A 25021-nucleotide genomic window follows, 5' to 3' on the forward strand; every position below is an offset into this window, starting at 1 on the left:
GCTACTCGCGTTCTTCGGCGCTCGCGGTGCGCCGCCGGCGCATCAGCACCAGGCCGCCGCCGCCCACGACCACCACGATCACGACCACGATGCCGATGACCAGACCGGTGGAACTCGATGACGACTTCGACGAGGACCCCGAGGCCGCCGACGCGGCGGCGGGCTTGGCGGACCAGAAGGACCAGTAGCCGTCCTGGCCCCAGTACACGCCCTTGGGCTGCGGCTGCTTGTCCCACGAGCCGATCACGTCGGACCGGTAGGCCTCCAGGACGTCCGGGTAGTACAGGACGTTGATGTAGGCGTCGGTGTAGAGCACCTGCTCCATCTGCTTGACGTCATCGGCGCGGGTCGCCGGGTCGTACTCGGTGATCTGCTTGGCGTACAGCGCGTCGAAGTTCTTGTCGCAGAGGAAGTCGTCGGTGGCGCCGGTCTTGCCGGGGGCGCTGGGGCGGGTGGCGCAGGTCTGGATCGACAGCACGGCGTCCGGGTCCGGGTTCGCCGTCCAGCTGTCGAAGGCCAGGTCGAAGTTGCCGGCCACCTCGGTGTCGCCGAGCTTGCCCTGGTCCACCAGCGAGGTGGTGGTGGCGATGCCGACGGCCTTGAGGAATTCGGCGACGTAGGTCGCGTCCTGGGTGTCGTCGGGCCGGTTGGTCTCGCCCATCAGACGCAGGTTCAGCGGCTTGCCGTCGGGCATCGTCCGCATCCCGTCCGAGCCCTTCTTGAACCCGGCGGCGTCCAGCATCTGGTTGGCCTTGTCCGGGTCGTAGGTGTAGGCCGTCGAGGGGTCCGGACTCCAGTGATAGGTGGAGAACACCGGCGGGATGTAGCCGCTGCCGGTCGTGCCGTAGCCGCCGAGCGTCTTGGTGACCAGCGTCTTGGTGTCGATCGCGTACATCAGCGCCTGGCGGAACTGCTGGTTCTGCAACGCCGGGCTGCCGTCGCCGAACGCCTGCCCGGTCGCGGTGGTGGCGCCGGGGTTGACCGCCAGCGCGTAGAAGCGCTTGCCGGGGGCGTCATTGGTGACGATGTCGGACTGGCCCTTCAGCGACTCGTACTGCGCCGGGGTCAGGCCGTCAACGAAGTCGATCTCACCCTTCTTCAGGGCCTCCACTTCGGAGTCGGCGTCCTTGTAGAACTTGAAGACCAGGTGGTCGAAGGCCGGCTTGCCGCGCCAGTAGTCCGGGTTGGCGTCCAGCGTCAGGTACTGGTCCTTCTGGTAGCCGGTGAGGATGAACGGACCGTCGCCGACCACCGGGAACTGGGTGTCGTTGTTGAAGGTGCCGATGTCCTTCACGTGCCCGGCCCAGATGTGCTCCGGCACGATCGGCACGTCCAGCGCCAGCATCGTGGACTGCGGCTGCTTCAAGGTGATGACCAGCTGGTTCCCGGTCGCCGTCACCTTGGCGAAGTTGGCGACGAAGTTGCCGTTCGCGGTGGCCGCGTCCGGGTTGGTCATCATCAGGTTGTAGGTCCAGGCCGCGTCCGCCGCGGTCACCGGCTGGCCGTCGGACCACTTCATCCCGTCGCGGATGGTGTAGGTCCAGGTCAGCTTGTCGGCCGAGGTGGTCCAGGAGGTCGCCAGCGCGCCGATCGGATGGTCGTCGGTCGGGTCGTAGTTGGTGAGGAAGTCGTACATCAGCCGGTGGATCTGGGTCGGCAGCGCGCGCTGGGCCAGGAACGGCGACAGCGAGTCGATGGTGCTGGTGACCCCGACGGTCAGGGTCTTGCCGCTGCTGGAAGCAGAGGCCGTATCCGCCTCGGAGTATGTGCTCTGGCTATGTGCGCCGCGCGCCTGCGCCTGCGCCGGACCGGACGCGGCGGCGGCCGGAGCGCTCAGCACCGCCGCCCCGGCCAGGGCCGCCGCGAGGGCGAAAGCACGTCGTCGGGGGTTTCGGAAAGGCATGGCATCCTCACAGCGATATCGGTGCAGCCCTGCGGGGCGGGTGTCCGCGTAAGTCGTGCGCCGAGTGTGGCAATTCCTTGAGGAGTCGTCAAGAGTCCACGTATTGTTCGGCCAAGAAACCACATATTCTGCTGATGGCGAGGGACGTCGGCCTTCCCTCGCGGGCGCGCCCCACTACGCTGGGGGCAGCGTGCGTCCGCACGCTGCCCGCCCCGGCCAGTGGAGTCCCGAGGAGATGAAGGAAGAACTGCTCGACGCGGTCCTCCCCGAGGAGCGCCGCCTGCGCATCGCCGCGCAGCTGCGCCGCGACACCCGAGTGCGGGTCGAGGACCTGGCCGCCCGTTACGGCGTCTCCGGCGAGACGATCCGCCGCGACCTGCAGGTCCTGGAGGAACGCGGCATCTTGCGCCGGGTCTACGGCGGAGCCGTCGCGCAGGAGACCCGGGGCTGGGAACCCGGCGCCGACGAGCGGGCCATCGCCCGGCTGGACCCCAAGCGGGCCATCGCCGCCGCGGTCGCCGCGCTGGTCGAACCGGGGGAGACGCTGGTCTTCGACCTGGGCACCACGGTCGCCGAGACGGCCCGCGCGCTGCCCGCCACGTTCAGCGGCCGGGCGCTGTGCGTCGGGCTGCCGACCGCCGCCGAACTGGCCGGCCGCGAGGGCGTCGAGGTGCACCTGGCCGGCGGTCAGGTGCGGCGCGACGACCTGTCCTGCGTCGGCCCGGGCTCGGAGAAGTTCTTCGAGCGCTTCTTCGCCGACCGGGCCTTCATCGCGGCCTCCGGCGTGCACCTCAAGGCCGGGGTGACCAGCGACCGGCTGGAGGAGATCCCGGTCCGGCAGGCGATCCTGGCCCAGGCCCAGGCCGTCTACGTGCTCGCCGACGGCGCCAAGCTCGGCCGGGTCGCGGTCGGCCGGGTGTGCCCGCTGTCCGCGGTCACCGCGATCGTCACCGACTCCGGCGCCGACCCCGAGGCGGTGCGCGCGCTGGAGCAGAGCGGGACCCGGGTGATCGTCGCGCCGACCGGCTCCGAGCTCGACTGAGCCCTGAGTCTGATCGCTCTGAGTCTGATGACCCTGGGCCTGATCGCTCTGGGCCTGATCGGGCCGAAGCTCAACGGGCCTGTGAGCCCGACCGGTCCTGAGGTTTTGAGGAAGCCGTCCGGTCCCGGCTCACCAGGTCGGGTTGTTCGGATCCGCGACGGGCGGCAGCGCCAGGTCGTGCGGCTTGTAGACGTAGGCCACGCCGCCGGAGCCGGAGCCGGTGGTGCCGTCGGTGCGGGTCCAGTATGTCCGCAGCCAGATGTTCTCCAGCTGGCCGCGCTGGTAGACGTGCCGTACCGCCGCGTCCGAGGGTGAGAACGGGTCGTCCACGATGAAGTCCCCGGTCGCGGTGAACCCGACGACCACCATCAGGTGCCCGGCGGTGCCGTAGCCGGAACCGGTCAGCTCGCCGTTGTCGAAGGCCACTGAGATCGCCACCGGGATCCCGGCCTTGACCAGCGTCTCCAGGGCGTCGACCGAGGGCAGCTGGACGATCTCGGCGTCCAGCCCGTAGTGCGCGGCGTAGGCGGCGTTGAAGGGCCAGTTGCCGGTGCCCCGGTAGGCGTAGTCATACGTCGAGCGGGCCGCGTAGTCCACGCTCGGGTCGGCGTAGGACGGGTCCACCCACGCCAGGTCCGCCGCGCTCGGCCCGTCGCCCCAGTACTCGGCGATCATCTCGCTGGACGTCGGGCTGCACCAGGCGTCCCCGCCCCCGCCGTACTGGTTGTACTGCCCGACGTGGATCTGCTGCGAGTATCGCGGAACCGCCAGCTCGGTGCCCTCGGCGCCGCCGAGCGGGCTCGGGGTGACGCCGGTGCGGGCCGGCACGGCCGAGGCGAACGCGCCGAGCTGCCACAACCGCGGCGAGGCGGTGCTGGTCGGCAGCCGGTACAGCGTGGCCCGCAGCTGGTAGGCCTGGATCGAGTGCCCGGCCGCGGCATTGAAGGTGTCGGTGTCGACCTGGCCGTAGACCCCGGCCGAAGGGCTGGTGGAGGTGCGGTCGATGTCGGTGTCGCCGGAGGCCCAGTCGCCCATGTCCAGCCAGCCGGTCTGGTGCCCGTCCTCCATCGTCGCGTTCAGCTCGACCTCCAGCCAGGTGCCGGCCGGGGTCTGCGCGTCCCAGGACGAGACCAGCTCGGTGGCACCGAATCCCGGCGTGTAGGACGGCGAGGTCCAGGTGCTGAAGGCGTAGGTTTTGGTGGTGTGAAGGTAAGGGTCCTTATAGCGCGTGCTGCCGACGGTGCTGGAGATGGCGATGCCCTGCCGGTCGCCGGCCAGGGCCGTCACCCCGGCCGCGGTGCCGGCCTGGAAGTCGGCCTGGGTGGTCCACTTGTGGAAGGTGACGCGCTCGCCGGCGGTCGGCGCGGCCCCGGCGGGGACGGTCCGGGCTGTCGCCGGAGCCGGGCTGGTGCCGGGAGCGGCGGCCGCCCCGGTCCCGGTGCCCGCGATGCCGGTCGCGGTCAGCACTGCCGCGCAGGTCAGGGCCCTCGTCGAGCGCAGTGTGCGCCGGGTGCGAGGTGCGTGGGCGCTGCGCATGACTGCCTCCGGATGTTCCTCGGCGGTGCTGGGGCCCTCCCCGAACCGGGAGTGTGGCAGTCACCCCAGCACCCGTCAAGAATCATCTTGGTTTCTTGTTGATTTTGCGTGACAAACCGCGGTGCCGGCCGCACCATGTCCGAGGAGTCGATCCGGACTCTGATACCCCCACCCCACGATGTCTGGACGGTGTTAGCGACAGATGATGAGACGGGATACGAGCCGAGCCCGTGGTGCGCGCCGGCGCGGGGCAGCGCTGGCGCTGGCCGCCGCGGCGCTGCTCACGTTCGGCCTGAGCGGCGCTCCGGCCCGGGCCGGGACGGTCGGCGGCGGCAGTGTCAACGCGGCCTTCGCCGATGCGGCGCACGCCTACGGGGTACCGCAGCAGGTGCTGGAATCGGTCTGCTACCTGGAGGGCCGGCTCAGCGCGCACAGCGGTCAGCCCAGCATCGACAACGGCTACGGCTGCATGAACCTGGTGAAGAACGACAAGACCGACACCCTGGACCAGGCGGCGAAGCTGACCGGGCTCAGTGTCAGTGCCCTGCAACACGACACGGCCGCCAACATCCGCGGCGGCGCGGCGGTGCTGCGGGCCGCGGCGCTGACCCTGGCGCCGAAGCTCCCGGCGACGCTGGCCGGCTGGTACGGGCCGATCGCCGCCTACAGCCACGCCTCCTCGCGCTCGGTGGCCGGCATGTACGCCGACGCGGCGTTCCAGCTGATCCAGACGGGCTTCAGCGGCACGGCCGACGACGGCTCCCAGGTGACCCTGGCGCCGCAGGCGGTCATGCCGGACAAGTCCAAGCTGGACTCCGTGCCGCTGGCGCCGGCGGCGCTGCCGGCCGGCTGCACGCAGGACAGCAACGTCGACTACCCGTCGGCCGTGGACTGCGTGGTGCCCACGACGTATGACTGCAACACGGTCAGCGGCGCGTGCACCTACCAGAGCTCGAACCGGCCGACGAGCTTCGCCCTGTACGACGTGACCATCCACGACATCGAGGGCACCGCCGCCGACGCGATCAGCACGTTCCAGGACATCAACAGCGGCGTCAGCGTGCACTACGTCGTCGACAGCGACGGCACCGTCTACCAGACGCTCAGAGAGAAGGACATCGCCTACCACGCGGGCAACTTCTGGTACAACGAGCACGCCGTGGGCATCGAGCACGCGGGCATCGACGCCACCGGCTACCAGTGGTACAACGCCACCGAGTACCTGGCCTCGGCCAAGCTGACCGCATACCTGCTGAACAAGTACAACATCCCGCTGGACCACGCCCACATCAACTCGCATGGCACCACCCCGTCGCCGACCGTCGGCACTTCGCCGAACCACGTCGACCCGGGCAAGTACTGGCTGTGGGACTACTACTTCGGGCTGATCCACTCCCTGGGCGTCGCCTACCCGACCGGGAACACCCCGGCCGCCGGTCTGTTCCGGGTCGACCCGAGCAGCGACCAGGCGCCGGACGGCCCGAACGGGACCGAGACGACGGCCAACAACAGCTTCTTCACCCTCTACACCGGTCCCAGTACCAAGGACGCGGTGATCCCCGGCGCGCCGGGCACCGATCCGACGGACGAGACCACGAACGTCGAGACCCAGATGCCGTACTACTCCCTGGCCTCCCAGCCGGACCAGGCCGGGACCGGGATGACCATGTACGAGATCTGGTACGGCGAGAACGACCAGCTCGGCAACTCCACGCCGAGCTACAGCGCGGACGCGAAGAAGGCGTGGCTGGCGGTACCGGCAGGTTCGGCGGTGCCCGTGCACTCCTACGTGGTGAGCCTGAAGCCGAGCACCGCCGGTGCGACGATCGGCGTCTACGGCCGGCCGACCACCGACGCCTCCGACATCATCGGCACCGCCCCGACCGGCTCGCTGTGGGCCGCGCCGAAGTCGGTGTTCGAGGACGGGACGAAGAACCTGTGGTTCGGGATCGACTACAACCACCGCGAGGCTTGGGTGCCCAGCTCCGAGGTGACGGTCATCGATTGGTACTGAGGCTCTACTGGTGCTGAAGATCTACCGGTACTGAAGATCTATCGGTAATCAAGATCTATCGGTAATCAAGATCTACCAATACTGACGAATCATGGTGCCGTGGCGTGGAATGTTGGGTTCCGCGCCACGGCACCACGCTGTCTGCCGGCCCGCGTTGTCAGCCGCGCCGGGTCAGGACGATCGTCGACAGGATGTAGACCCCGCCCGCCACCGCGCACAGGTTGGCCCACGTGTCCTGCCCGTGGCCGCGGACCGTTGAGACGATGAAGCCGCCGACCAGCACCATGACCAGCACGTGCAGCGTCACCGAGGACGCGCGCTGCTCGATCGACCGGCCCCGCTCGTCGCTGCTCTGGCCGCGCAGCAGCGACAGCGCCTCCGAGCGCCGGGAGCCGAAGACCAGGACCACCGCGTAACCGAGCATGACGACCAGCCCGGCGACCGCCATCCCGATGTCGTGGTGGCCCAGGTAGATCGCCAGGAACACCCCGCCCATGACGATCGCGGTCACCGGCACGATCCACGACCCCCGCCGGCCGCCGCGCCCCCGCGCGGTCCCCTCCGCTTCCGCGTCAGCATCCGTCGACATGGAACATCCCCTCCACTGTTGTGCCGAAATACCGGGCGATGCGGATCGCCAGGGGGAGCGAGGGGTCGTAGCGCGACTGCTCGATCGCGTTCACCGTCTGCCGCGACACCCCGAGCGCCTGCCCCAGGTCCTGCTGCGACTGGCCCTTGGCCTGCCGCAGTGCCCGCATGTCGTTCCGCATGAATGGAAAGTACGCTTTACATCGCGCGACTGTCAAACACCCTTTACATCGGCCAACGGGCCGGATAGTAGTGCGCCCGTAGGAGCGCACCCGCGCAGTGACCCGTCCTTTACGCTTCGCTCTCGCCGGACTACGGTGACCCACGTGTCAGGCCGTGGACTACGCCCACCGGACCCGGCTACTACCGCACACCGTGCATACCGGCTCCTGGCCGCCGGCCGCCCGGCCCAGGCCGATCCGGTGGCGGCCGTCGCCTCGGGCCTCGACGTCTCCGAAGACGAGGCGCGCGCCGGCGTGGAATGGCTCGGCGAGCGCAGCCTGCTGACCCCCGACGACGGCGCGGTGGCGCTCCCCGAGCACGCGGTGCTGGACGTCCTGGCGCAGGCGCGCGGCGGCCTGGGCCGGATGGCCGAGGAGGTCGAGCGCTGGCGCGGCGCCGTCGCCGACCTGGCGGACCTGGTCTCCGGAGCACCCCCGAGCTTCGAGTCCGAGCGCGTGGAGGTCCTGCGCTTCACCGACCGGGCCCAACTCCGGCACTGGCTGGACGACCGCGCACCGCTCAACCGCCAGGAGGCGGTCGCGATGCATCCCGCGCTGGCCCCGAACGACGTGCTGCGCGAGAGCTTGAAAGTGGACCTGGAACTGCTGCGGCGCGGGGTGGGCTTCCGGATGCTGGTGTCGCGGACCGCCGCGCGCCGGGCCGGTGCGGCGGCGTATCTGAGCGCGTTGGAACGCACCGGCGGCCAGGTACGCGTCGCCGACGCGATCCCGCTCCAGATGCTGGTGCTCGACAGCTCGGTCGTGGTCACCCCGGGCGCGGATACCGAGGAGCCGTGCGACGTGGTGATCCGCAGCGCGGTGGTCGGGCGCTGTCTGCTGGCGGCGTTCGAGCACCTGTGGGTCGGCGCGGAGAAGTACGCGACGTTCGTCGGTGCGGGCGGCGATCAGGGCGAGGAGCTGACGGCCGTGCACGTCAGACTGCTGCGGGCGCTGGCGACCGGCGCGAAGGACGAGGCGATAGCCCGCCAGCTCGGGTGCTCGGAGCGGACGCTGCGCCGCCTGGTCGCGCAGACGCTGGAGACGCTGGGGGTGCGCAGCCGGTTCGCGGCCGGGGCCAAGGCCGCTCAGTTGGGGCTTCTGGACTGAAGCGTTGCACCGGTCCGCCATCGATCCCAGCAGATGGCAACGAACATCCCAAACGATGGCAAAACCAGCAGTCCAGCCGCTTCCCGCTGCCCCCGTCCGGGCCGCTCAACAGCCTGAACACCTCTTGCCGCACCTAGGCCGCGACCGGCCATGTCCGCCATCGGCCCATGTCCACACGTTCCCAACCGGCCGTTCGGTTCCGAGACTGACCAATCAGTCCCCGTCCATTCATCGGAACTGGAGATACCCCATGCACACCTCCCTCGCCCCCCACCTCCGTGGCGTCCGCCGCACCCGACTCGCCGCCGTCGCGATCGCGTGCGGGGCCCTGGTCGTCGGCAGCGGCGCCGCCACGCCCGCCGCCGCCGCGCACCACAGCCCGATATCGTTCGGCCACCACCGGAACGTGAAGAACTTCCAGGACAGCAACTGGGGCGGCTACGTCGCCACCGGCAACTTCACCAGCATCTCCGGCTCATGGACCGAGCCGCAGGTCACCTGCAACACCAGCAACGACCTGTACGCGCCGTGGGTCGGCATCGACGGCTACGGCTCGGAGAGCGTGGAGCAGACCGGCGTGCAGACCGACTGCTCCTCGGGCAGCCCGGTCTACTCGGCCTGGTACGAGATGTACCCGGCGCAGCCGGTCTACTGGAACGACCCGGTCTCGGCCGGCGACTCCTTCACCGGCAGCGTGGCCGACAGTGGCGGCGGCAACTACACCATCACCCTGACCGACAACACCGCCGGCTGGACCGAGACCACCCAGCAGCAGTACAACGGCCAGGACGCCAGCGCCGAGGCGGTCATCGAGTCGCCGACGTCGAGCTACCCGTCGTTCTCCGAGCAGGACTTCAGCAACGTCACCGTCGACGGCCAGGTCTTCGACTCGACCAACCCGCAGGCCCTGACCAGCGGCGGCTACGGCCCCACCGCGCTGAGCAACGGCTCGTTCGCGATGGAGCCCGGGGCCGGTTTCAACGCCCGGAAGTAGCGCGGAAGCAGGCTGCCTCCAGAAGTAGGATGCGGTTCTGCAAGACGGTGCCGGCGGTTTGGCTGGAACGGTTGGGAATGGGCCGTAACCAGTTGCTCTGAAGCCGGTGACCGAAGAGAAGGACAGACGGACCGACCGGTCGTCGACAGCCACCGGTCCGCCTCCGACGCCCGCCACGATCTCTCGTGGCGGGCGTTGTCACGTCCGCGGGCCTATAGGCGTTCTCATGCTCGCGCGCATATCGGTTCCCTCATTCAGCGATTCCGGCCACCATCGCCCGCGCCAAGGCGGCACACGTCGCGGCATCGACCTCTGTGGGCTGCCGGGTGACCAGCGTGAACAGTGCCCCGCCGAACAGCGCGGCCAGGGTCTGCACGTCCTCGCGCGACGTCTTCAACCCCAGCACCTGGTGCTGCTCGTGGCTGTAGTCGACCGCGGCCCGGTTGATCGTGTCCAACGTCTCCTGGAGCGCGGGCCGCCGTGTGGCCTCCAGCGTGAGCTCGTACACCGCCAGATAGCGCTCCCGATGCAGCTTCGCCGACATCTCCAGCGACATCGCCAGCAGTCCGATCAGCCCCTCCCGGTCCACCGGCCCGACGACCAGGCCGTGGGCGGCGGCCATGTCCTCCTCGTGCAGCTCCAACACCCGTTCGGCGGCCGCGCCCAGCAGCGCGTCCCGGCTGCCGAAGTAGTTCGCGGCGGTCCCGGGCGGCAGTTCGGCGGCGGCGTCGACCGCGCGGTGGCTGAAGCCGTGCAGGCCGGAGGCGGCCAGGACGCGCAGCGCGCCGTCGGCCAGGGCCCGGCGGCGGGCGAGGTTAGGGGGAGGGGCCATCACCCGGTGGATGATACCGGAACCGTGATAGTACTATGGCCGTGGTGGTATCAATCGGTGCGGCTCAGGAGGGGTCATCATGCAGGTGGCGGTAGTCGGGGCGGGGATCGGCGGGCTGGCCGTGGCGCGGGCGCTGATCGCGGACGGACACCAGGTGGCGTGCTACGAACGCGCCGAAGCGCTGCGCACCTCCGGTGCGGCGCTCACGCTCTGGAGCAACGGCACGGCCGTGCTCGACGCGCTCGGCGTCCCCTACGCCGACCTCGGCGCGCCGATCGACATCCTGGCCACGGTGCGCGGCACGGACGGCCGCACCCTGATGGACATAGACGTGGCCCACGCGGCCGACCGCTACGGCTTCCCGCACCGCTCCTCGCCCCGGCGCGAGATCATCCGGCGGCTGGCCCACGGCCTGCCGCCGGGCACCGTGCACTTCGACAAGCGCGCGGTCGGCGTGAGCCAGACCCCGGAGCAGGCCGAGGTCGGCTTCGACGACGGCACCTCGGTCACCGCCGAGCTGGTGATCGCCGCCGACGGCGCGTGCTCGGTGCTGCGCGAGACCGTCTTCGGCGATCCGACCCGCCCGGCCGCCTTCGCCACCTGGCAGGGCCTGACCCGGGTCGACATCGAGACCGCCCGCTCCACCCGCGGCCTGATGATCGTCGGCCGCGAGGGCATGTGCGGGCTGCTGCCGGCCGGCGACGGCCTGGTCATGTGGTGGTTCGACCGGCCCTGGAACCAGGACGACCCGCAGCCGGCGTCGGCGCTGGCCATGCTCAAGGAGCGCTTCGGCGACTGGGCCGCACCGGTGGCCGAGACCCTGGCCGCCGCCGACGACTCGCAGATCGAGTTCTTCGCCCACCGGCGCCAGAAGGTGGGCCGCGGCTGGAGCCGGGGCCGCGTGGTGCTGCTCGGCGACGCCGCGCACACCATGCCGCCGACCGTGGCCCAGGGCGCCAACCAGGCACTGGAGGACGCCTGGGCGCTGGCCCGCGGGCTGCGGGTGAAGCCCGGCGACCTGGCCGCCGGGCTGGCCGAGTACGAGCGCACCCGGCTCAAGGGCGCCCGGCTGACCCAGCGGATCGCCGGCTCGGAGCTGACGGACAAGTACCAGCCGGCCGTGATGCCGCTCATCCCGGACATCCTGGTGACCCGGTTCCACACCCGCTGGCTGAAGATGGTCAGCACCATCTTGACCGTGGGGGCGTAGCGCTTTCTGGGACGGGGCCGCTGTATCCACCCGGCTTGCGGCTGGGCAGGATGCCCGGGTGGGAGATGCGACGTCTGCGCCGGCGCCGACGGCGCACAGCGAGTGCCCGTCGGTCTGGCCGACCGAGAGCGTACGGCTGCGGGCCGAGGCCCCGGACTCGGTGCCCGGCCCGGCCGCGGTGCTCAGGCTGCTCGGCTCGGCGCGGCGCGCTGACGTCGCGCAAGCCCTCGACACCCTCAGCCCCGACCAGCTCGCCGAGGCCGTCACGACTGTCGCGCTGCCGCTCGCCCCGGCCGTCGTCGCCCACATCTCCGAGCACGGCCCCGCGCCGGCGCGCCGGATATTGGCACGCCGCCTGGTCGAGCAGCCGGAGTCGGTGCCACAGCGTCCCCTCACCCTCGACGCCTATCTCCGGGCCCTGCCCGAGGTCGAGACCGACGACCCCTGGAACGACCTCCTGCCCCGCCTGCGGGCCCGCGCGCTCGAAGCCCTCTGCGGCGCGACCCTGACCGCCGAGCAGCTGGTCGAGCACACCCGACCGGCGGGGCTCACCTTGGCGCTCGCCGTCTGCACGCCCGCCGACCGGCTGCGGCCCTGGGTCCGCCGTGCGACCGGGGACATCAGAGCCCTGCTCGCGCGGCGCCTGGCCGAGGAGTTGGGCGAGGACTACGAAAGCTGGGCCGCCGTGATCACCCTCGGCGGCACTTTCCGGGGCACGTTCGCCGAACTCCTCCACGGCGATGACGCCACCCCGCGGGTGTGGCGCTTCGTCCGCGAGACCCGTTCCGACCACGCCGCGCAGAACGTCCTGCTGGCCCTGGCCCCGCGCGGCATCGCAGCCCGCTACCTCGCCGATCTGGACGGACCGCCGGCCGTCCGCGGCTCGGGGACGCCAGACCCCCGGTGGGAGTTGATGCTTTCCAGCGGCCCGCTCTGCCGGCCGCTGATCGAGCATGTCATCGCGCTTGGCACCGCCGAGCAGGTGTTGTGGCTGGTCAAGAACAAGCTGTGTCCGGACTCGACGCTGGAGCGGGTGCTGCCCGGCCATGCCGCCGACATCTTCGACCTCCCGCTCACCTCGCCGCACGTCGCCGGCCGGGCCTTCCGTTCCATGGACCGCGAGGGACAGAACCGCGTGCGCTTGGCGTGGTGGGTGCGCGGTGCGTCCCAGGACCAGCTCATGGACCTCGCCTGGTCGCTGACCGACGCCCCGGGCCCGCTGCACGAACTGGTACTCGCGCTTTTCCCCGACCCCGTCGAGCCGTCGATGCTGACCTGTATGTACGCCGCCCTCGCCGAGGCGGCCGGACCGGAGCCGGTCTGGGCGCTCGAACTGCGCCGCGCCGGAACCCTGGAGCAGGCGATGCCCGAGGTCCGCGCCTCCATGGCGGCCTGCTCCGCCGCCCCGCTGATCGAGGCCGCCCGGCGGACACCGCGTCGGCACTGGATCGACACTCTGGACGACGACGGGTTCGGCTGTCAGCTGCTGCGTACCGAGGCCGAGCTCGACCGCACCGGCCACCTGCCGCTCGAAGCGCTGGTCGCCGAGCAGCTCGACGGACGTCCGGACCGCTGGCGTGCGGTGGCGCGGCGGCTCGCCGCCGCAGCGGGGCCGGTGGAGGCGGTGATGGCCGAGGCGGCGGCCCTCCACTTCGTGGACACTCCATGATCCGACGCGCTCCGCGGACTAGAATCATCTCCAATTGGTCACGCTAGAGCAGCCGCTCACCCCGGAGGAACCGTCATGGCCTCGACCGCCGTCCTTTCCGCGCACGCCGGAAACGCCCGGATCGCCGCACTTCGCGAAGCCCTCCGGAGGCGGGTGGTGGTGGCCGACGGGGCCATGGGCACCATGTTGCAGGCGCAGAATCCGACGCTCGACGACTTCCAGGGCCACGAGGGCTGCAACGAGATCCTGAACATCTCCCGCCCCGACATCGTCCGCTCGGTGCACGAGGAGTACTTCCGGGCCGGCGTGGACTGCGTGGAGACCAACACCTTCGGCGCCAACCACACCAACCTCGGCGACTACGACATCTCCGACCGCATCTTCGAGCTCTCCGAGGCCGGGGCCCGGCTGGCGCGCGAGGTCGCCGACGGCTTCGCCACCCCGGACAAGCCGCGCTGGGTGATCGGCTCCATCGGCCCCGGCACGAAGCTGCCGTCCCTGGGCCAGATCTCCTACGCCACGCTGCGTGACGCCTACCAGGCCGAGGCCGCCGGGCTGATCGCCGGCGGCGCGGACGCGCTGCTGGTGGAGACCAGCCAGGACCTGTTGCAGATCAAGGCCGCGGTGCACGGCTGCAAGGCGGCGGCGCGCGCGGCCGGCGTCGACATCCCGGTCTGGGCCCAGGCCTCGTTCGAGACCACCGGCACGATGCTGCTCGGCACCGAGGTCGGCGCGGCACTGACCGCTCTGGAGTCCCTGGGCATCGAGCGGATCGGCCTGAACTGCTCCACCGGCCCGGCCGAGATGAGCGAGCACATCCGCTACCTGGGCAAGCACGCGCAGATCGGCTTGTCCTGCATGCCGAACGCCGGCCTGCCGGTGCTGACCTCCGACGGCGCGCACTACCCGCTGAGCCCGGTGGAGCTCGCGGACTGGCACGAGCGGTTCGTCGACCAGTACGGCGTCTCGCTGATCGGCGGCTGCTGCGGCACCACCCCGGAGCACCTGCGCCAGCTGGCCGAGCGGCTGGGCGGACGTGAGGTGCCGGCCCGGGACGCGCGGCGCGAGCCCGGCGCGTCCTCGCTGTATCAGCACGTTCCCTTCCGGCAGGACATCAGCTACCTGGCGATCGGCGAGCGGGCCAACACCAACGGTTCCAAGGCCTTCCGCGAGGCGCTGCTGTCGGAGAACTGGGACGCGTGCGTGGAGATCGCGCGCAACCAGATCCGCGACGGCGCGCACATGCTCGACCTGTGCGTCGACTACGTCGGCCGGGACGGCGTGCAGGACATGGTGCAGGTCGCCAGCCGGTTCGCCACCGCCTCCACGCTGCCGATCGTGCTGGACTCCACCGAGCCGCAGGTGTTGCAGGCCGGGCTGGAGACGCTGGGCGGCCGGGCCGTCATCAACTCGGTGAACTACGAGGACGGGGACGGCCCCGCGTCGCGGTTCGCGCGCATCATGGAGCTGGTCTCCGGGCACGGCGCCGGCGTCATCGCCCTGACCATCGACGAGCAGGGCCAGGCCCGCACCGCCGAGCACAAGGTGGCGATCGCCGAGCGGCTGATCGAGGACATCACCGCCAACTGGGGCGTGCCGGAGGACTCGATCCTCGTGGACTGTCTCACGTTCACGATCTGTACCGGGCAGGAGGAGTCGCGGCGCGACGGCCTGGAGACCATCGAGGGGATCCGCGAGCTCAAGCGCCGCCATCCCGACGTCCAGACCACCCTCGGCCTGTCGAACATCTCCTTCGGCCTGAACCCGGCCGCGCGCCAGGTGCTGAACTCGGTGTTCCTGCACGAGTGCGTCGAGGCCGGCCTGGACTCGGCGATCGTGCACGCCTCCAAGATCCTGCCGATCGCCCGCATCCCGGAGGAGCAGCGCAAGGTCGCCCTGGACCTGGTCTACGACCGCCGCGCCGAGGACTACGACCCGCTGACCCGGCTGCTGGAGCTGTTCGAGGGCGTGGACGCCGCCTCGCAGAAGGCCTCGCGCGCCGACGAGCTGGCCGCGCTGCCGCTCAACGACCGACTCAAGCGGCGCATCATCGACGGCGAGCGCAAGGGCCTGGAGGCCGACCTGGACACCGCGCTGGCCGAGCGGCCCGCGCTGGAGATCGTCAACGAGGTGCTGCTGGACGGCATGAAGACGGTCGGGGAGCTGTTCGGCTCCGGCGAGATGCAGCTGCCCTTCGTGTTGCAGAGCGCTGAGACGATGAAGACGGCCGTGGCGCACCTGGAGCCGCACATGGAGAAGTCGGACTCCACCGGCAAGGGCACGATCGTGCTGGCCACGGTGAAGGGCGACGTCCACGACATCGGCAAGAACCTGGTCGACATCATCTTGTCGAACAACGGCTACAACGTGGTCAACCTCGGCATCAAGCAGCCGCTGCAGACCATCCTGGACGCCGCCGAGGAGCACACCGCCGACGCCATCGGGATGTCCGGGCTGCTGGTGAAGTCCACGGTGGTGATGAAGGAGAACCTGGAGGAGATGAACACCCGCGGCGTCGCCGGCCGCTGGCCGGTCCTGCTCGGCGGCGCCGCGCTGACCCGCGCCTTCGTCGAGCAGGATCTCGCCGAACTCTACGACGGCGAGGTCCGCTACGCCCGCGACGCCTTCGAGGGCCTGAACCTGATGGACGCCGTCGCGGCGGTCAAGGCCGGCGTCCCCGGCGCCGCACTCCCGGCCCTGCGGCCCCGCCGCGTGAAGGCCACCGGCCCGCTCCGCGAACTCCCCGCCGAACCGATCCCCGCCCGCTCCGACGTCGCCGTCGACAACCCGATCCCCACCCCGCCGTTCTGGGGCGACCGCATGGTGAAGGGCATCCGCCTGGCCGAGTACGCCCCCTACATCGACGAGCGCGCACTGTTCCTCGGCCAGTGGGGCCTGAAGCCGGGCCGCGGCGCCGGCGGTAAGACCTACGAGGAACTGGTCGAGACCGAGGGCCGCCCCCGCCTGCGCATGTGGCTGGAGCGCCTCCAGACCGACAACCTCCTTGAGGCGGCAGTCGTCTACGGCTACTTCCCGGCCGTCAGCAAGGGCGACAGCCTCCTGATCCTCAACGAAAGCGGCGAACAGCGCACCAGCTTCACCTTCCCCCGCCAACGCCGCGACCGGCACCTGTGCCTGGCCGACTTCTGGCGCCCCCAGGACTCCGGCGAACTGGATGTGGCCCCCTTCCAACTGGTGACCGTCGGCGCTCGCATCGCTGAGGCCACCGCGGAACTGTTCGCCGCGAACTCCTACCGCGAGTACATGGAACTGCACGGCCTGTCGGTGCAGCTGGCCGAGGCCCTGGCCGAGTACTGGCACGCCCGGGTGCGGGACGAGCTGGGCTACGCCGCCGAGGACCCGGAGTCCACGGAGGGGCTGTTCAAGGTGGAGTACCGCGGATGCCGGTACTCGTTCGGGTACCCGGCGTGCCCGGACCTGGAGGACCGGACGAAGATCGTGGAGTTGCTGAAGCCGGAGCGGATCAACGTGCTGCTTTCCGAGGAGTACCAGCTGCATCCGGAGCAGTCGACGGACGCGATCGTCGCGCACCATCCGGAGGCTTCGTACTTCAACGCGGGGTGAGGGCCGGCCGCAACACGTTTCTCGGCGCTCTCTCATGCCACGCGCGGCCCGTTCGGCCTGGGGGTGGTCCCGGCTACCATGCTGTGAGTGAGCGAATCAAAGCCCTCACAAACGGGGGAAGCGAAGACCAAGCCGAAGAAGACTGAGTCGAAGAAGACCGAGTCGAAATGGACCGTTGACCACATCGGGGCGGTCCTGGGGTTGCTGGCGCTGGTGACCGGGGCGTCGAGCGTGGCCTCGATCGTCGGTGTCCTCACGGGCTACACCAAGTCGGAAGCCGCGATACAGGCCAGAGCGCAGCAGCAGGTCGCCGCCCAAACCGCCTACGAGGCCAAGCTCAGGCGCATCGACTACATCGACAACGCCGCGCAGGCTTGCGTGCCGTGGGTGAGTGAGGACTCCACGGACTCCTTCGCCCAAACGACAGCCGACCGAGCAACCCTCGCGAAGCAGATGTATGCGGTGGGCGTGGACCGAGCGAGGATGCTGAGTGCATGGGCGAGCACGGGGCAGGCGTCCTACCTTTCCGCGACGGACATAACAGCCGTCAACGCGGCCATCGCCCAGGGCGTCGTCGCGACCGGGCTGTGGAACGACCTCGCCACTCACGAGACCGACCCGGCCGGCGACGCGGGCTTCCAGGCTGCCGTAGCCCTTTACGACGCGGCCAACCAGCTGTTTGAACGAGATGTGCTGGAGGCCCTCCCGGATTTCCCCGGCTTCCGCTGCGCCCACGACTGGTCCCACAAGCTCTGATGCGGTGATCGGAACTGCCCGCGCGCACTACTTGAACGGAAAGGATCTCTTAGCCGGCCCTCACCCCTCCGTAGCCAACACCTCAGCCTCCGCGACCCGCACCGGCTCCGCGCCGTGCAGCGCGGCCGGCGCGTTCCGGCCCAGCAGGCCGCCGCCGAGGGCGACCATGCCGGCCAGCACCGCGACCGCGCAGAAGGCCACGCGCAGCGAGGTCAGGTCGGCGACGCCGCCGATGATGCCGGGGGCCGCCATGCCGGCGCCGTAGGCGATGGTCGCGACGCCGGCGACGCCCATGGTCGGGTTGGGGCCGGCGTGGCCCGCGGCGGCGAAGGCCAGGGGGACCACTACGGAGACGCCGATGCCGATCAGCATGAATCCGGCGACGGCCGGCAGCGGGCTGCGGGCCGCGATCACCAGGATGCCGCCGAGTGCTCCGAGTACCCCGCAGGCGCGGACCGTGGTGGCGGCGCCGAGGCGGCCCACCACGGCATCGCCGGACAGGCGGCCGGCGGCCATGGTGAAGGCGAACATGCCGGTGGTGAAGGCGGCTTCGGCCTCGTCGCCGTGCAGGACGCGGTGCATGTAGACCGAGGACCAGTCCTGGGATGCCACCTCGGCGTAGATGCCGCAGAAGCCGACCAGGCCGATCAGCAGGATCACCCCGCGCGGGATCACGAACAGCGGGACGTCCTCCTTCTTCTCCGCCGCCAGGCCCACGTCGGCCGCGGTGGTGCGGAACGAGCGCGTGCCCCACGTCACCGCGACCGCGAGTACCGCCGCCGCGATGGCGAAGTGCACGCGCGCGTCGATGTGCTGGTGTGCGGCGAGCGAACCGGCCATCGCGGCGACCAGTACGCCGGTGCTCCAGGTCCCGTGCAGGCCCGACATGATCGAGCGGCCGAGACGCTTCTCGACCAGGATCCCCTGCGCGTTCATCGCCATGTCGGAGGTGCCGGCGACCGCGCCCATCACGATCGTGCACGCTGCCAGCGTCAGCAGGCTCGGCATCCACGCCGCTGCCACCAGCACCGCCACGTTCACGCAGATCAGCGTCCGGGCCACTGTTCCCGTCCCGAACCGCGCCACCGCGCGGCCGGCGAACGGCATCGTGGTGATGGCCCCGATGGAGGTCATCAACAATGCGATGCCGAGTTTTCCCGCAGACAGTTGCAGGTGGTCCGACAACCACGGCAGCCGCGAGGCGAACGTGCCGGAAGCGGCACCGTGCGTGGCGAACACCGTCGCGACGGAGCGTCGCTCCTTGTCCCACATGCGCTGTCTCCGCCCCTGACCCGATCCGCCCCTTACCAGTAAAGATCCTATCCTCCAGCGCAATGGTGTTTACCTCAGAAGGAGTTTCGTTAAGCTGGGCCCTTCGAGCGCTGACAACCAACCCGGGGCGCGGCCCACCAGGAGGGTGCATGGCCGACAACGAAGGACTGGGCCCGCTGCCGCCGTTGTTCGACGCCGTCCGGCCGGGGCGCCCGGTCCCGCTCGACACCGACACCCCGCACGTCGCGCGGGTCTACGACTTCCTGCTCGGCGGCAAGGACCACTTCCGCGCCGACCGGACCGCCGCCGAGCTCCTGTTGCGCGCCAACCCCTACCTGCGGGACACCTGCCGCGAACAGCGCGACTTCCTGCGCCGCGCGGTCAGGCACCTGGCGGCCGAGGGCGTGCGGCAGTTCGTCGACATCGGCACCGGCCTGCCCACGCTGCCGACCACGCACCAGATCGCCCGCACCGTGGCGCCCGAGGTCCGCGTCGCCTACGTCGACATCGACCCGATCGTGCTGTCCCACGCCCGGGTTCTGCTGGCCGACGGCGGCCCCGGCACCGCCTTCGTCGAGGGCGACCTGCGCGAACCCGGGGCCCTGCTGCGCGATCCGGCGCTCAGCGAACTGATCGACTTCGAGCAGCCGGTGGCCATGGTGGTCACCGGCCTGCTGCACTACCTGCCCGACCACGAACAGCCCGCGAAGCATCTCCGTACCCTGATGGACGCCTGCCCGCCGGACAGCTACCTGGTCGCGACGCACGGCGCGTCGGACCTGGTGGTGGAACTGGCCCGGGCCACCGCCGCCGCGTTCCGGCAGTCGGCGATCCCGTGCCAGGCCCGGGACCGGGACGAGGTGCTGGAACTGCTGGGGGACCTGGAGCCGGTGGAGCCGGGACTGGTGCCGATGGTGGAGTGGCGGGCCGAACGGGCGGTGTCGAAGACGATCCGGGCGCGGCAGATCTCTTATGGAGTGGTGGCGCGCAAGAGGTAGCGGCCGGGCGGGGCAGGCGTGCAGGGCGGGCAGGCTTGCCGGTGCTGCGGCCGGGACGGTTCACCGGGTTATCCGTTGGCTGCGTCCCGGCTGGTCTTGTAGGTTCTCCGGCCATGGGTGTTGTCGGCATGGCAGAGATCCGGCTCGCGGACACGGCGGACGCGGCGGTGATCGCACGCATTCACATGGCTTCTCGGGCCGCGGCGATGCCGTACCTGCCTCCGCAGAAGCGCAGTCACGACCAGGTCACCCGGTGGGTCGAGGAGGTCCTGCTCAAGACCTGCCGCGTGTGGGTGGCAGTGCGCGATACGGAGATCCTCGGCTATGCCGCCCTTGAGGGTGACATGCTTGAACACCTCTATCTGAGACCGGACGTCCGTCGCCAAGGCGTCGGCACGCTTCTGCTCGACGAGGTCAGACGGCACAGTCCTGACGGCGTGTCCCTGCAGGTCTTCGATCAGAACACCGATGCCCGCGCGTTCTACGAGCGTCACGGCTTTACCGTCCTGGACACCGACGACGGCCGCCGGAACATGGAGAATCTGCCCGACATGACCCTTCGCTGGACACCGAACGGCGCACGATAATCGCGCCCCGGCGCGCCACCTCACGCCACCTCGCCCCATCTCACGCCGCGTCCAGCACCTCCACCGCGATCAGCTCCTCCAGATAGCGCGCGTCCCACCAAGCCATCTGCCACTGCTTGGCGCGCCGGAAGTACAGCTGTGTGTCGAACTCGACCGTGAACCCGTTGCCGCCGAAGATCTGCTGCGCGGTGGCCGTCACGTCCCGGAACGTGTCCCCGGCGAACAGCTTCGCCATCGGCGCCAGCTTCGCCGTGGAGCGCCCCGCGTCGCGGGCCCAGGCCGCCTCCCAGACCAGCGTCTCGGCCCCGTCGATCGCGGTCACCGCGTCGGAGAGGTAGTGCGCGATGGCCTGGAAGGCGCCGAGCGGCTTGTCGAACTGGTGCCGGGTCAACGCGTAGTCGACGGTGAACTCCAGCGTCCGGCGGGCCGCGCCGCAGGACTGGGCCGCCGCCAGCACGATCGCGTCGTGCAGGACCGCGTCCCACACGCTCCAGCCGCCGCGGATGACAGAGTCCTGAGCTACCGGCACGTCCTGGAAGTCCATGCGGTACTGGGTATCGGACGCCACGGTCAGCTGCTGCGTCAGCCGCACGCCCTCGGCCGCCGGGTCCACCAGCAGGAAGGCGATGTCCCCGGGGCCCTCGTCCCCCGAGCCCTCCTCACGCGCCAGGACCAGCACCCGCTCCGCACCGCGCGCATAAGGGACATGCCGCTTCGCCCCGCTGAGCCGGTACCCGCCGCCCTCGGCCGGAACCGCCCGCGCCCGCACGCCCTTCGGCCCACAGCTCCGTTCCGGCTCCAGCCACGCGACGGTGAACACCCCGGCCCCGGACGCGATCCGCGGCAGCCACCGTTCCCGCTGCTCGGCGCTGCCGGCCGCGGCGATCACCTGACCGGCCAGTACCGTGCTCGCGAAGTGCGGCGACGGCACCAGCGCGCGCCCGAACTCCGCATAAACCAGCGCCGCGTCCAGCAGCGTCATGTCCGTACCGCCATGCTCCTCCGGAAGCCGCATCCCGTGCAGCCCGAGCTGCGCGGCCTGCTTCCAGAAATCCTCCGGATAGCGCTCGGGGTCGTTCTCCAGAGCGCGCACGGTGTCCAGCGGCACGTGCTTGGCACACAGGTCCCGCACCGTGTCCCGCAGCAGGATCTGCTCTTCGCTGAAGTCGAGGTCCATCAGTCCGGGCCTTCTCTCACTCGCCGGGGGTCGCACTCACTACGGACGCCAGCGCTCGCCGCGCCGCGCCCACGGGTTGTCGTCGGGGGAGACCGGCACGGCGACGCGCGCCGAGCAGCCGGTCTTGGACTCCTGCCCGACCGCCAGGTCGAGCTCCACCTCGGCCCAGCCGCAGCCGGCCTGGTCCACCGCCACGGCCGTGACCGTGCCGGTGATCACCATCTCGTCGCCGGGGAAGACCGAGTCCTTCATCCGCAAGCGCATGCGTCCGGGGCGGCCGTGCGGCCCGGTCCAGTCGGTGAGGTAGCGCTCGAACCAGGCGGCCTGGTTCGGGGTGTTCAGGAAGATGTCCCGCACGCCGTTGCGGGTGACGGCGAACTCGTGGTCGTGGTGCATCGGGCGCCAGTCGCGGGTGGCGAGCGCGCCGAGCACGACGGTGGTCGCGGACACCGGGTAGCGCAGCACCGGCAACGCGTCCCCGGCGGCGATCTGGTCCAGAGTCAGCTGCGGTTTCATGCGGCCGCCTCCTCCCGGTTGTAGCCGAACCCGGTGTAGGACTCGACGCCGCACAGTTCCCCGCGCACGTTCCGGTACTCCACGTCGATCGTCCAGAACCGGCCCCGGCCCAGCTTGGTCCGCTTGACCGGGCTGACCGAGCGCAGCCGCTGGCAGGTGGTCAGGACGTCCCCGGGCCGGACCGGCTCGTGGAACACCGTGGTGAACTCCGCGATGATCGCCTCCGGCAGGTTCAGCCGCTTCTTGAGGTCGAAGTGCACCTGGAGCGGCAGCTTGGGCTCGTCCCGGCCGGGGGCCCAGTGGTGCGGACGGAACCACGTCGAGAGCATCGACAGCGGCGCGATCGGCCCGCCGGTGATCTCGGCGGCCGCGGTCTCGTCCCAGTAGAGCGGGTTGCCGTTCTCGACCGAGGCGCAGGCGGTCCAGACGTAGCCGCGCTCCACGGGGAAGTCGGCGGTCTCCTCGTGGACGGTCTGGTCGATGAGGGTTATGACATCTTCGGGGAGCTCGTCGCTCACGCTACGGTGCCTTCTTCCAGCAGTTCCTTGATCTCGGCTTCGGTGAATCCGGCTTCCAACAGGAGTCGGTGGCTGTGGGTGCCGGACGGGAGTCGATAGGGGAGTTCCGGGCGAGCCATACCGGCCAGAAGCGGCGCGGTCTGGCGCAGGTCGCCGTGCTCGGGGTGGACCGCTTCCGCGAACGCGCCCCGCGCCTGGTACTGAGCGTCTTCACAGAGTTCTGAGACGGTCAGGACGGGAGCAACGCAGGTGTCTGATCCGGACAGGATCCCGATCCACACGTCGCGCTCCTTCGACGCCAGCACAGCCTCGACGTCGGCGCGGATCTGGTCCTGGACCGCGTCGTCGGTCTGGTGCGCGGCCCACTTCTCCAGGCCGAGCAGGCGGCAGAAGTTCGCCCAGAACTTCGGCTCGATGGCCGCGACCGCGAGCCAGCGGCCGTCGCCGGTTTGGTAGGTGCGGTAGCAGGCGTAGCGGCCGGAGGTCATCGAGTGCTGATAACCGGGTTCGCTGCCGGTGGCGAGGTATTCGTCCACTGCCAGGGACATCAGGGACAGGACGCCGTCGGCCACGGAGACGTCCAGGTAGGCGCCTTCGCCCTTCACCAGCGCGGCGAGGATGGCGATCACCGCGTGCATGCCGCCGCCCGCGCTGTCGGCGAGCGTCGCCCCGGGCAGTGCCGGGTTGCCGCGCGCGCCGGGTTCGCCGACGGCCAGGTAGCCGCTGACGGCGAGGTAGTCGAGGTCGTGCCCGGCCCACTGCGAACAGGGGCCGGATTGGCCGAAGCCGGTGGTCGAGCAGTAGACGATCTTCGGGTTGCGGCCGCGCACCGTTTCGAAGCCGATCCCGAGCCGGTCGGTCACCCCGGGGCGGAAGGACTCGATCACGACGTCGGCGCGCTCGGCCATCCGCAGGAAGGTTTCGCGGCCGTGGTCGGACTTCAGGTCCAGGAGGATGCGGCGCATGCCGCGGTGGCCGCTGTAGGCGTGGAAGACCGGGGTGATCTGGACTGCGCCGCGCGACGGGACCGCGCCGACATTGATCACCTCGGCGCCGTAGTCGGCCAGCCAGCGCCCGGCGCGCGCCGCCGGACCCACGCTGGCGAGATTCAGGACTCGAACACCCGCCAGCAGTGGCGTGGTCGCGCCGGTGCCGCCGGCCGCTTCGGCGGTGCCGCCGGCTGTAACGCCGCCTGCCACGTCGTTCGCTCCGCCGCCAGCAGCACCGCCGGTTGTGTCGCTCCCGCGAGCCATCAGAAGTTCTTCGGCAGGCCCAGGCGCCGCCGCGCGATGATGTTCTTCTGCACCTCCGACGTGCCGCCGCCGATGGTGTCGAGCACCGTGTACCGGTACGTCGACTCCGAGCGGCCGCCCATCGGCGCCTCCTCGGTGCCGACCCGCAGTTGGGAGCCGGGCGCGGCCAGGTCCATCGCGGTGTCCGCGACACGCTGGGACAGCTCGGTCGCGTAGAGCTTGTACTCGCTGGCCTCGGTGGTCGGCGGCGGGCCCGGTTTCGTGGAGGCCGCGACCACGCGCAGCCCCAGCAGGCGGGCCACCTCCGCCTCGGTGGCCAGGCGCGCGACGCGGCGGCGGGTGACCGGGTCGGCGCGGACCGGCTCGTCGTCGACCGTGGCGCCGCGCAGCCAGTCCACCAGCAGCTCGAAGCGGGCGGCGATGGGGGAGTAGGTGAACATCGTGAAGCGTTCCAGGTCCAGCGCCTCGGAGATGTACTGGAAGCCCTTGTTCAGCTCGCCGACGCGGTGGTCGTCGGGGACGAAGACGTCGTCGAAGAACACTGAGTTGGTGCGCTCGTCGCCCATCGTCCAGATGCCCTGGACGGTGATGCCGGGGTGGTCCAGCGGCACCAGGAACAGCGTGATGCCGAAGTGCTTGCGGGCCTCGGGATCGGTGCGCGCGCCGACCCAGTACCACTCGGCGAAGTGCGCGGAGGTGGTCCAGGTCTTCTGGCCGTTCAGGATCCAGCCGTCGACGCCGTCGCCGGTGGTGCGCTCGGCCTTCAGCTTCATCGACGCGGCGTCGGAACCGGCGTCCGGTTCGCTGTAGCCGACGGCGAACTCCACCTCGTTGCGCAGGATCTTCGGCAGGAACTTCTGCCGCAGGGACGGCGAGCCGTGGGCCAGGATCGTCTTGCCGATGATGCCCACGCCCTTGCCGATCTGCGGGGCGCCGCGCCGGGCCAGGGCCTCGTTGAGCAGGTACTCGTAGACACCGTCGCCTTCGGCCCCGCCCCATTCCTTGGGCCAGGTGATGCCCAGCCAGCCCCGCTCGCTCATCTTCTTCATGAACGCCCGGCGCGGTGGCGTGTCGACGATCTGTGCCATGTTCTCCCGGGTGACGTCGAAGACGCTGGTGTCACCGGGGACCTGTTCGGTGTCGAGGAAGGTTTCGACGTCGGCGGCGAAGGCCCGCTGCTCGGGCGTGAAGTCGAAGTCCATAGTGCGGTGAACATATATCTGACGGCGTGTCAGATCAATAC

General features: G+C 70.4%; 21 protein-coding genes. 10 read left to right on the top strand and 11 right to left on the bottom strand.

All coding sequences use genetic code 11. The features are described from left to right. Position 1: 1 nt before the first annotated feature. Positions 2-1903: an ABC transporter substrate-binding protein gene (locus KGQ19_RS18660; RefSeq protein WP_212010468.1), complete on the bottom strand. Its 1902-nt coding sequence runs from the start codon at positions 1901-1903 to the stop codon at positions 2-4. Positions 1904-2093: 190 nt separating this feature from the next. Between KGQ19_RS18660 and KGQ19_RS18665 the strand changes: the two genes are divergently transcribed. Further along, positions 2094-2945, top strand: a complete 852-nt coding sequence (locus tag KGQ19_RS18665; RefSeq protein WP_212010469.1) for a DeoR/GlpR family DNA-binding transcription regulator — start codon at positions 2094-2096, stop codon at positions 2943-2945. 129 nt (positions 2946-3074) lie between these two features. Here the strand turns inward: KGQ19_RS18665 and KGQ19_RS18670 are convergent, their stop codons facing one another. Further along, on the bottom strand, positions 3075-4481 hold the full coding sequence (locus KGQ19_RS18670; protein ID WP_212010470.1) for a C39 family peptidase: 1407 nt from the start codon (positions 4479-4481) through the stop codon (positions 3075-3077). A 202-nt stretch (positions 4482-4683) separates the two neighbouring features. Between KGQ19_RS18670 and KGQ19_RS18675 the strand changes: the two genes are divergently transcribed. Then, positions 4684-6495: an N-acetylmuramoyl-L-alanine amidase gene (locus KGQ19_RS18675; RefSeq protein WP_212010471.1), complete on the top strand. Its 1812-nt coding sequence runs from the start codon at positions 4684-4686 to the stop codon at positions 6493-6495. Positions 6496-6652: 157 nt separating this feature from the next. Here the strand turns inward: KGQ19_RS18675 and KGQ19_RS18680 are convergent, their stop codons facing one another. Together KGQ19_RS18680 and KGQ19_RS18685 are read right to left on the bottom strand one after the other, a co-directional pair. Then, positions 6653-7084: a DUF2178 domain-containing protein gene (locus tag KGQ19_RS18680; protein WP_212010472.1), complete on the bottom strand. Its 432-nt coding sequence runs from the start codon at positions 7082-7084 to the stop codon at positions 6653-6655. After that, the gene (locus tag KGQ19_RS18685) at positions 7068-7265 is read right to left on the bottom strand and encodes a helix-turn-helix transcriptional regulator (RefSeq protein WP_212010473.1); all 198 of its coding nucleotides are present in this window, start codon (positions 7263-7265) and stop codon (positions 7068-7070) included. Before KGQ19_RS18685 ends, KGQ19_RS18680 begins: the two co-directional genes overlap by 17 nt. A gap of 144 nt (positions 7266-7409) precedes the next feature. On the opposite strand from KGQ19_RS18685, the gene KGQ19_RS51930 reads away from it, so the two are divergent. Then, positions 7410-8411: a helix-turn-helix transcriptional regulator gene (locus tag KGQ19_RS51930; RefSeq protein WP_212010474.1), complete on the top strand. Its 1002-nt coding sequence runs from the start codon at positions 7410-7412 to the stop codon at positions 8409-8411. 250 nt (positions 8412-8661) lie between these two features. Continuing rightward, a complete protein-coding gene (locus KGQ19_RS18695) occupies positions 8662-9405 on the top strand; it encodes a G1 family glutamic endopeptidase (RefSeq protein ID WP_212010475.1) in 744 nt (247 codons plus the stop codon). 250 nt (positions 9406-9655) lie between these two features. On the opposite strand, the gene KGQ19_RS18700 is transcribed toward KGQ19_RS18695, so the two are convergent. Further along, on the bottom strand, positions 9656-10237 hold the full coding sequence (locus KGQ19_RS18700; RefSeq protein ID WP_212010476.1) for a TetR/AcrR family transcriptional regulator: 582 nt from the start codon (positions 10235-10237) through the stop codon (positions 9656-9658). 79 nt (positions 10238-10316) lie between these two features. On the opposite strand from KGQ19_RS18700, the gene KGQ19_RS18705 reads away from it, so the two are divergent. From KGQ19_RS18705 to KGQ19_RS18720, 4 genes are all read left to right on the top strand, one after another. Further along, complete coding sequence (locus KGQ19_RS18705; protein ID WP_212010477.1) at positions 10317-11447, top strand: FAD-dependent oxidoreductase; 1131 nt, start codon at positions 10317-10319, stop codon at positions 11445-11447. 58 nt (positions 11448-11505) lie between these two features. Next, the gene (locus KGQ19_RS18710) at positions 11506-13116 is read left to right on the top strand and encodes a hypothetical protein (protein ID WP_212010478.1); all 1611 of its coding nucleotides are present in this window, start codon (positions 11506-11508) and stop codon (positions 13114-13116) included. A 75-nt stretch (positions 13117-13191) separates the two neighbouring features. Further along, positions 13192-16701 (top strand): methionine synthase, encoded by a 3510-nt coding sequence (metH, locus tag KGQ19_RS18715; protein ID WP_212010479.1) that lies wholly within the window; start codon positions 13192-13194, stop codon positions 16699-16701. Positions 16702-16788: 87 nt separating this feature from the next. Then, positions 16789-17457 carry a hypothetical protein gene (locus KGQ19_RS18720; protein ID WP_212010480.1) on the top strand — a complete coding sequence of 223 codons (669 nt, stop codon included), beginning with the start codon at positions 16789-16791 and terminating at the stop codon, positions 17455-17457. A 60-nt stretch (positions 17458-17517) separates the two neighbouring features. On the opposite strand, the gene KGQ19_RS18725 is transcribed toward KGQ19_RS18720, so the two are convergent. Beyond that, complete coding sequence (locus KGQ19_RS18725; protein ID WP_212010481.1) at positions 17518-18729, bottom strand: MFS transporter; 1212 nt, start codon at positions 18727-18729, stop codon at positions 17518-17520. A gap of 149 nt (positions 18730-18878) precedes the next feature. Here KGQ19_RS18725 and KGQ19_RS18730 point away from each other — a divergent pair, with 149 nt between their 5' ends. Both KGQ19_RS18730 and KGQ19_RS18735 read left to right on the top strand, forming a co-directional pair. Next, positions 18879-19727, top strand: a complete 849-nt coding sequence (locus tag KGQ19_RS18730) for an SAM-dependent methyltransferase (RefSeq protein ID WP_212010482.1) — start codon at positions 18879-18881, stop codon at positions 19725-19727. A gap of 113 nt (positions 19728-19840) precedes the next feature. Beyond that, positions 19841-20314, top strand: coding sequence for a GNAT family N-acetyltransferase (locus KGQ19_RS18735; protein WP_212010483.1), 474 nt, complete (start codon positions 19841-19843; stop codon positions 20312-20314). A 40-nt stretch (positions 20315-20354) separates the two neighbouring features. On the opposite strand, the gene KGQ19_RS18740 is transcribed toward KGQ19_RS18735, so the two are convergent. The 5 genes from KGQ19_RS18740 to KGQ19_RS18760 are packed head-to-tail and all read right to left on the bottom strand — an operon-like array spanning position 20355 to position 24980. Then, entirely contained in the window at positions 20355-21491 is a 1137-nt protein-coding gene (locus KGQ19_RS18740; RefSeq protein ID WP_212010484.1) for an acyl-CoA dehydrogenase family protein, read from the bottom strand. A 39-nt stretch (positions 21492-21530) separates the two neighbouring features. Next, the gene (locus KGQ19_RS18745; protein ID WP_212010485.1) at positions 21531-22007 is read right to left on the bottom strand and encodes a hotdog family protein; all 477 of its coding nucleotides are present in this window, start codon (positions 22005-22007) and stop codon (positions 21531-21533) included. Next, positions 22004-22525 carry an FAS1-like dehydratase domain-containing protein gene (locus KGQ19_RS18750; RefSeq protein WP_212010486.1) on the bottom strand — a complete coding sequence of 174 codons (522 nt, stop codon included), beginning with the start codon at positions 22523-22525 and terminating at the stop codon, positions 22004-22006. Before KGQ19_RS18750 ends, KGQ19_RS18745 begins: the two co-directional genes overlap by 4 nt. Continuing rightward, positions 22522-23724 (bottom strand): CaiB/BaiF CoA transferase family protein, encoded by a 1203-nt coding sequence (locus KGQ19_RS18755; RefSeq protein ID WP_307856450.1) that lies wholly within the window; start codon positions 23722-23724, stop codon positions 22522-22524. Before KGQ19_RS18755 ends, KGQ19_RS18750 begins: the two co-directional genes overlap by 4 nt. 53 nt (positions 23725-23777) lie before the next feature. Then, the gene (locus KGQ19_RS18760) at positions 23778-24980 is read right to left on the bottom strand and encodes an acyl-CoA dehydrogenase family protein (protein WP_212010487.1); all 1203 of its coding nucleotides are present in this window, start codon (positions 24978-24980) and stop codon (positions 23778-23780) included. Positions 24981-25021: the final 41 nt, after the last annotated feature.

Source organism: Catenulispora pinistramenti (assembly GCF_018274385.1).
GTDB lineage: Bacteria > Actinomycetota > Actinomycetes > Streptomycetales > Catenulisporaceae > Catenulispora > Catenulispora pinistramenti.

Coding starts and splice junctions, on each gene's coding strand:
- KGQ19_RS18660 (WP_212010468.1), bottom strand. CDS start 1,903: ATGCCTTTCCGAAACCCCCGACGACGTGCTTTCGCCCTCGCGGCGGCC.
- KGQ19_RS18670 (WP_212010470.1), bottom strand. CDS start 4,481: ATGCGCAGCGCCCACGCACCTCGCACCCGGCGCACACTGCGCTCGACG.
- KGQ19_RS18675 (WP_212010471.1), top strand. CDS start 4,684: ATGATGAGACGGGATACGAGCCGAGCCCGTGGTGCGCGCCGGCGCGGG.
- KGQ19_RS18680 (WP_212010472.1), bottom strand. CDS start 7,084: ATGTCGACGGATGCTGACGCGGAAGCGGAGGGGACCGCGCGGGGGCGC.
- KGQ19_RS18685 (WP_212010473.1), bottom strand. CDS start 7,265: ATGCGGAACGACATGCGGGCACTGCGGCAGGCCAAGGGCCAGTCGCAG.
- KGQ19_RS18695 (WP_212010475.1), top strand. CDS start 8,662: ATGCACACCTCCCTCGCCCCCCACCTCCGTGGCGTCCGCCGCACCCGA.
- KGQ19_RS18700 (WP_212010476.1), bottom strand. CDS start 10,237: ATGGCCCCTCCCCCTAACCTCGCCCGCCGCCGGGCCCTGGCCGACGGC.
- KGQ19_RS18705 (WP_212010477.1), top strand. CDS start 10,317: ATGCAGGTGGCGGTAGTCGGGGCGGGGATCGGCGGGCTGGCCGTGGCG.
- metH (WP_212010479.1), top strand. CDS start 13,192: ATGGCCTCGACCGCCGTCCTTTCCGCGCACGCCGGAAACGCCCGGATC.
- KGQ19_RS18725 (WP_212010481.1), bottom strand. CDS start 18,729: ATGTGGGACAAGGAGCGACGCTCCGTCGCGACGGTGTTCGCCACGCAC.
- KGQ19_RS18730 (WP_212010482.1), top strand. CDS start 18,879: ATGGCCGACAACGAAGGACTGGGCCCGCTGCCGCCGTTGTTCGACGCC.
- KGQ19_RS18735 (WP_212010483.1), top strand. CDS start 19,841: ATGGGTGTTGTCGGCATGGCAGAGATCCGGCTCGCGGACACGGCGGAC.
- KGQ19_RS18740 (WP_212010484.1), bottom strand. CDS start 21,491: ATGGACCTCGACTTCAGCGAAGAGCAGATCCTGCTGCGGGACACGGTG.
- KGQ19_RS18745 (WP_212010485.1), bottom strand. CDS start 22,007: ATGAAACCGCAGCTGACTCTGGACCAGATCGCCGCCGGGGACGCGTTG.
- KGQ19_RS18760 (WP_212010487.1), bottom strand. CDS start 24,980: ATGGACTTCGACTTCACGCCCGAGCAGCGGGCCTTCGCCGCCGACGTC.